This window comes from Pseudomonas sp. S32, assembly GCF_016648095.1.
GTDB lineage: Bacteria > Pseudomonadota > Gammaproteobacteria > Pseudomonadales > Pseudomonadaceae > Aquipseudomonas > Aquipseudomonas parafulva.
The window spans coordinates 26,270-32,318 of the sequence record NZ_JACVVF010000052.1; the positions used below are offsets into that span (position 1 = coordinate 26,270).

Genomic DNA, 6,049 nt, shown 5'->3' on the forward strand with positions numbered 1-6,049 from the left:
ATAATAAGAGGGCAACATGCTCACACTCTTGAGCTACACAATGATCGTTTGCTTCATGTACCTCGTCATGAGCAAACGACTGTCACCACTGGTTGCCCTCATCCTGGTGCCAGTTGCATTCGCCAGCCTGGGTGGGTTTGCAACCCAGCTTGGGCCGATGATGTTCGATGGCGTGAAGATGCTGGCCCCAACCGGGATCATGCTGACCTTCGCGATCCTCTACTTCTGCATGATGACCGATGCGGGCCTGTTCAACCCCCTGATCAAGCTGATCCTCAAGTGTGTGAAAGGCGATCCCCTGAAGATTGTCATCGGCACTGCTGTGCTCGGAATCTGCGTGGGCCTGGATGGCGATGGTGCCACAACTTATATCATCACCACCGCAGCACTTCTTCCGCTGTATCGACGCACAGGGATGAGCCTTCAGGTTCTGGCCACCGTTCTGTTGCTGACCAACGGCGTGATGAACATCCTCCCTTGGGCGGGGCCCTTCTCGCGTGCGGCAAGCGCCATGCACGTAGACATCACTGAACTGTTCATCGAGATGCTGCCGCTCATGATCGCTGGAGCGGGCTGGGTGATTTTCGCGGCCTTCTATCTCGGTGGCCGGGAACGCCGTCGTCTGGGTGTCGTACAACTCGATCATGATGAGGTCATGAGCCACTTCACCGAGTTCAAACTGACCGACTGGCGCTTCCTCTTCAACGCTGTACTCACCATCACGCTGATCACCATGATGATGCTCAGCCTCATGCCCCTCCCGATCCTCTTTATGCTCGCCTTCGGCCTGGGCGTCTTGGTGAATTTCCCGAGCGTCAAAGACCAAAAGGAAGTCATCGGAAAATACGCCGACAACGTCATGGCGGTAACCCTGCTGATCTTCGCCGCTGGCATCTTCGTCGGAATCATGTCCGGCACAGGGATGATCAAGGCGATCTCGGAAAGCCTGATCCATGTGATCCCTGAATCCGCTGGCCATTTCATGTCAGTCATCACGGCCTTCCTCAGCATGCCTTTCACCTACGTACTGACGAACGACGCTTTCTACTTCGGGATTCTCCCCATCCTGGCCGAGACTGCTAGCCATTACGGCATCGGCGCTAAAGAAATGGCCATCGCCGGTTTGATCGGGCAGCCAGTACATCTGCTCAGTCCACTGGTTGCCTCAACCTACCTGCTCTGTGGACTGCTCGACCTGGACTACGGTGACAACCAGCGAGCGTCCATCGGCTGGAGCATCGGTACGTGCCTCGTGATGTTCGTAGCGGCTATCGCGATTGGCACCATCGACGTTTGGGTTGAGCCTGTATCAGCAGCCGAGTGGCAATGACATGCGCGTGGGGCTGGCTGGGCGGGCAGTGCAGGCTCCGGAACATGCGCCGCGCAGGCTGGAACAGATGACTGAGGCGTGACGCGCTGGCCTCGCTGCCTCCATATAAACAAGCCCGCAGCTAATGCCGGCCAGTTAGACCCCAGGGCTGCTTTGCAGCCCATCGCCGGCTAGCCAGCTCCTACCGGATTGCGCCAGCCTCAGGAAAGTCATAACTCCTGTACGACCCCTCCTTCAACTGCCTTTCATCATACCCAGCTCAGCGTCATCAAGTAGTGCTTTGGCCAGCGCGCAGAGGTAGTGCGAGGCCCAGATGAGCTGGGGCTTGTCTTCCATCAGCCCATCGATGGTCAGGTCGCGGGCGTAACCCATCAGTTCCGAGGCTTGCTCGCGGGCGCTCTGGCAAGGGATGCCAGGTTCGATGCGAAACAGTGCATGAGTCTGGTTTTCGCCTTGATAGAACGTGGTTTTGCCCACGGTGAAGTTAATGTCTTCGATAGCCACAAAATCATCTCCCTCAAGTTGCAGGTGCCTGGGCCGCCCCTATCACCGGCAAGCTAGCCACTCGAAGGGTCAGCCCAGGCAGATAATGATGCCGTTAGTGCATCGCCTGCAGATCTGTTGGTTTCTGAACATGAGCCAGCGCAACATCGAGCAACCTGCGAAGGGCCTCCAGTTCGTGCATCGACGACGTCATCAGCAAAGAGACGGGTGATTTCGGCAACATCGATACTGCCTGCTGAGCCACGGCCTCTGCACATAGCGCATGGTCCGTAGCCATCAACAGTGTGTCTTCAAGAGAGTGGAAGTTGCAGGGCGGATCAGGGACGATTTTCAGCATGGTGTAACCCTCAATTTGCGTTTGGGGACCACCGCCATTCGCTGTCAAACAAAGGGTGGCAGCTGTGCACGGGTTGACAGACCGGTCAAATTGAGAAACCCGGCGCACCCGAGGGTGCCCCATGCACAGCCGCCATTGAAGGCAAACCATGGATTGTAATTTGAGTCGGCCTGTCAAAGCCGGTCGCTGGATAACAACGACCGGCTGAGACTAGTAGCCAACTCGGAGCACTACAATGGCCGAGAGTATCTTTGGGAAATGGACTACAAGATAGCGGAATAGTCTGATTTCTGAGGGAGCCTACTTGCCGACGATGGGCCGCAAAGCGCCGCCAGCAACTGATCACGAGGCCGCTGGCGCACGCTCCCGGCAATCCACAGAAAGAGCGGCAAGGCTTGCTGCAAGTTCGCTTTTGCGAAAGGGTTTGCTGAGCCGCGGCAGCTCCGGGTCAAGGCCTTCCCGTTCGGCATAGCCGGAGACCAGCAAGATCGCGGTTCCAGGCTGTGAAGCACGAACCACCCGGGCCAGGTCTGTGCCGTTGATGCCCGGCATGAGGTGGTCGGTGATCAACAGATCGAATACCTGCCCGCTGGCCATCAGTTGCATGGCCTCTTCACCTGACCCAGCCTCGATCACGCGGTAACCCAGCTCGGCCAGCATGTACGAAGTGCTCGCCCTGACCAGTTCTTCATCGTCCACCAGCAGTGCTATGCCGTGCGTTGACGCCGGCTTTGGCACCTCGACATTGCGCAATGCCGGTGACGGCACGGTCATGCAGCGCGGCAACCACAGTTCCACATTCGTACCGGCATCCGGCGAACTCTGAATGGTGAGGGCACCATTCAACTGCAATGCCAGGCCATGCACCATCGAAAGGCCCAGGCCAGTCCCTTTACCCACACCCTTGGTGGAAAAGAACGGTTCTACAGCCCGACCAAGCGTGGCTGCATCCATGCCAGTCCCCGTATCTGCGACAGTCAAATAGAGATATTCACCTGTCGGCAGCTTGGAACGATGCCCGTCGCCAACCAGCGCCGTGCAGGCAGAAATCCGCAGGATGCCGCCGCCAACCATGGCGTCACGGGCATTCACGGACAGATTCAGAAGCGCCATCTCCAGCTGGTTCTGGTCGGCGATAGCGGCAGGCAGGTTCGCTGGAGCATCGACGATTACCTTTATTTTTGGCCCGGTCGTGCTGGCCACCAGGTCGCCCATGTCGGTGAGCAGCTTCGCCACGTCGACCGGTGCTGTCTGCAACGGCTGCCGGCGCGCGAAGGCAAGCAGCCTTTGGACCAGTGTCTTGGCACGCTCGGCCGATTGCATGGCGCCCGAGATAAGACGTTGCTCCCGATCGCCTCCAACGCCGCGCCGCTGGAGCAGATCAAGCGTGCCGACGATGGGTGTGAGCAAGTTGTTGAAGTCATGGGCGACACCGCCGGTGAGCTGCCCCATCGCTTCCATCTTCTGGCTCTGGCGCAGCGTTTTCTGAACCTCCTCCCGCTCCGCAACCGCCTGGATAATTCGCCCCTCCAGCGTGTCGTTCAACTCTCGCAGTTTCTCTTCGGCAGCTTTGCGCGCAGTGATTTCAACCGCCGTACCGGTGATACGCACACAGACACCGGTCGCATCGAACACCCCGCGCCCCTTTGCGGCGATCCAGCGAATGATGCCGTCCTCACGGCCAATCGTCCGGTAGTCTACCTCGTAGAGCGCGCGACGTTCTGGATCAGCCGCAGCCAGGAAGGCATCAATGGTCGCGTCACGGTCCTCGGGGTGCAAACCATCGTAGAAGTCTTGCAGCGTGACCGAGACGTTAGCCGAGATACCGAACATCGCTTTGGTTTGTGAAGGCCAAACCAGGGTGTCGTGGACCAGGTCCACGTCCCAGAACCCCACATCGGCATGATCCACGGCAAGGCGCAACCTCGCCTCGCTGATGCGAATCGCGGAATCCGTTCGAGCTCGATGCACGATCAGCCCGACCGTATGGGCCACGAACTCGATGATCTCGATATCTGCCGACACGGGCTCACGCAGTTCACGGTGATAAAGGACGAAAGCACCCAGTAGCCCCCCCTGCGCTGAACGGATGGGGATTGACCAACAAACGAACAGCCCATACCCGACCGCCAGTTCGCTGTACTCGTCCCAGCCTGGGTTGCTCGTACGGTCGGCCGCTGCTGCCAAGGCGTTCTGGCTGGACAACGAACGGGCGATGGCAGCGGCTTTGGCTGCGTCAATGTAAGCGCTAGGCAAACTCGGGCCGGCGCAATGTTCAAGGTAGTCGCTGTCGTCCCTGACAAGCACGATGCCGCCCAAGAACCCAGACGTTGACAGCGCTTCCACCTCACGGACGATTGCATCCAGCGTGACCTCCAGGGTCGTTGGTTCTACAGCAAGCGCCAGGATCCGGTTCTTGGCGGCCCCCACTGCTGCCTCGCGATTGCGGGCCTGGGTCAAGCGCGCGTTCTCGATCGCGATCGTTGCCAGGCGCGCCAGGCTTTCCAGTAGTTTGATCGTATCGGGATCATGATCACGAACGTCCGACCAGTAGGCGCCCAGCGCCGAGATTGGAACCGGTCTACCGATGGGTACCATCACCAAGCTGCGGACAAAGGTTGGCGCGTAGGCGCCTTTGGGGATACGCGGGTCCACCGAAACGTCCCGAATCGCAACGGTTTCACCGTGGCGCATTGCCCAACCAGAAATACACTCGTCGGCCACGAAGCTTTGGCCCTGCCAGAGCGAAGAGACTGCGTCTTCGGCTACATAGGAACAGCGGCCTTCATTTTCGAGAATAACCGCAATACCCTGCGCGCCTACCGCAGCGCGCACTGTATCCCTCAATACAGCGACCACCTGGTCCACCGAAACGGCACAGGTCAGCCGCTCACTGGCCTCAAGCACATGGGACAGGCGGTCGCCGCCGATCAGGTCGCTGGGAACACAAAGCAAAAGGGATCTCCCAACGGCCTCGCAATGCTGTAGCGCGGCATGGTTCAGATTGAATGGGGAAAACAGAGACGCAAGCGCGACGTGCTTTGCGCGATTGGAGGATTCAAGTCTCCCAGAAAATCGCTTATCAAGCATCATCCCGGCCAGGGTTTACGACGAGCTATTATCAACGCTCGAACAAGATAAAGCCCTAGAACTCCACCTTGCCTCGCCCCGCCTTCACCGTACTTCGCTTGGCCTTGCCTTCCAGCCGCCGCGTCTTCGACCCCAGCGTCGGCTTGGTAGGGCGGCGTTTTTTCTCCACCTTCCCGGCACCCATGATCAGCTGTACAAGCCGCGCCAGCGCATCAGCGCGGTTCTGCTCCTGGGTGCGGTACTGCTGGGCCTTGATGATCAACACCCCGTCGCTGGTAATCCGGCTATCGCGCAGCGCCAGCAGCCGCTCCTTGTAGAACTCGGGCAGCGACGACGCCTTGATGTCGAAACGCAGGTGCACGGCGCTGGACACCTTGTTGACGTTCTGCCCCCCCGCGCCCTGGGCGCGAATGTAGGTCAGTTCGATATCGGCATCGGGCAGGTGCACGTTGTTGGAGATGGTCAGCATGGCAGGGCCTTCGTGGTTGCGGGCATTATCACACCGTTCAAGGGGCTGAGTCGCCATTGGGTGTTCAGTCAGGGGCGCGGGGGACTAGTGGGGAGCCATAGCTCATTGCCATAACTAATCCTCGCGTCATGCCATGGCACCCTCTATCATCGCGCCCTTATGCCCGCTGGGCGGGCCGGTGGCAGGTGTGGAGACGCTCGGTCTCGCAGGCGAAACCTTTATCAATGCGGGCACCTGTGTGCGCTCACACCCGTCTCCCACAAAACGGTCGGTGTGAGGGCCGACGCGGTTTGCGTGATGGCAGCCATGGGCAGGACGT

Annotated in this window: 5 protein-coding genes and 1 pseudogene; 2 read left to right on the forward strand and 4 right to left on the reverse strand. The window is 59.2% G+C overall.

The window, feature by feature from the left end; genetic code table 11:
* Positions 1-16: 16 nt before the first annotated feature.
* Positions 17-1,330 (forward strand): CitMHS family transporter, encoded by a 1,314-nt coding sequence (locus IAE38_RS20645; RefSeq protein WP_201219044.1) that lies wholly within the window; start codon positions 17-19, stop codon positions 1,328-1,330.
* Positions 1,293-1,412, forward strand: a pseudogene (locus IAE38_RS24430) (mechanosensitive ion channel protein MscS); the annotation flags it as partial. The gene IAE38_RS20645 and the pseudogene IAE38_RS24430, both read left to right, overlap by 38 nt.
* A gap of 152 nt (positions 1,413-1,564) precedes the next feature.
* Here the strand turns inward: IAE38_RS24430 and IAE38_RS20650 are convergent.
* From IAE38_RS20650 to arfB, 4 genes are all read right to left on the reverse strand, one after another.
* Positions 1,565-1,834, reverse strand: coding sequence for a DUF3077 domain-containing protein (locus IAE38_RS20650; RefSeq protein ID WP_201164965.1), 270 nt, complete (start codon positions 1,832-1,834; stop codon positions 1,565-1,567).
* A 94-nt stretch (positions 1,835-1,928) separates the two neighbouring features.
* Positions 1,929-2,171, reverse strand: a complete 243-nt coding sequence (locus IAE38_RS20655) for a hypothetical protein (RefSeq protein ID WP_201219046.1) — start codon at positions 2,169-2,171, stop codon at positions 1,929-1,931.
* A 342-nt stretch (positions 2,172-2,513) separates the two neighbouring features.
* A complete protein-coding gene (locus IAE38_RS20660) occupies positions 2,514-5,261 on the reverse strand; it encodes a GAF domain-containing hybrid sensor histidine kinase/response regulator (protein WP_236404249.1) in 2,748 nt (915 codons plus the stop codon).
* A gap of 55 nt (positions 5,262-5,316) precedes the next feature.
* Positions 5,317-5,730: an alternative ribosome rescue aminoacyl-tRNA hydrolase ArfB gene (gene arfB / locus IAE38_RS20665; protein WP_201164968.1), complete on the reverse strand. Its 414-nt coding sequence runs from the start codon at positions 5,728-5,730 to the stop codon at positions 5,317-5,319.
* Positions 5,731-6,049: the final 319 nt, after the last annotated feature.

What these genes read in the sequence shown, in the direction of transcription:
- IAE38_RS20645 (WP_201219044.1), top strand. Translation starts at nt 17, where the DNA reads ATGCTCACACTCTTGAGCTACACAATGATCGTTTGCTTCATGTACCTC.
- IAE38_RS20655 (WP_201219046.1), bottom strand. Translation starts at nt 2,171, where the DNA reads ATGCTGAAAATCGTCCCTGATCCGCCCTGCAACTTCCACTCTCTTGAA.
- IAE38_RS20660 (WP_236404249.1), bottom strand. Translation starts at nt 5,261, where the DNA reads ATGCTTGATAAGCGATTTTCTGGGAGACTTGAATCCTCCAATCGCGCA.
- arfB (WP_201164968.1), bottom strand. Translation starts at nt 5,730, where the DNA reads ATGCTGACCATCTCCAACAACGTGCACCTGCCCGATGCCGATATCGAA.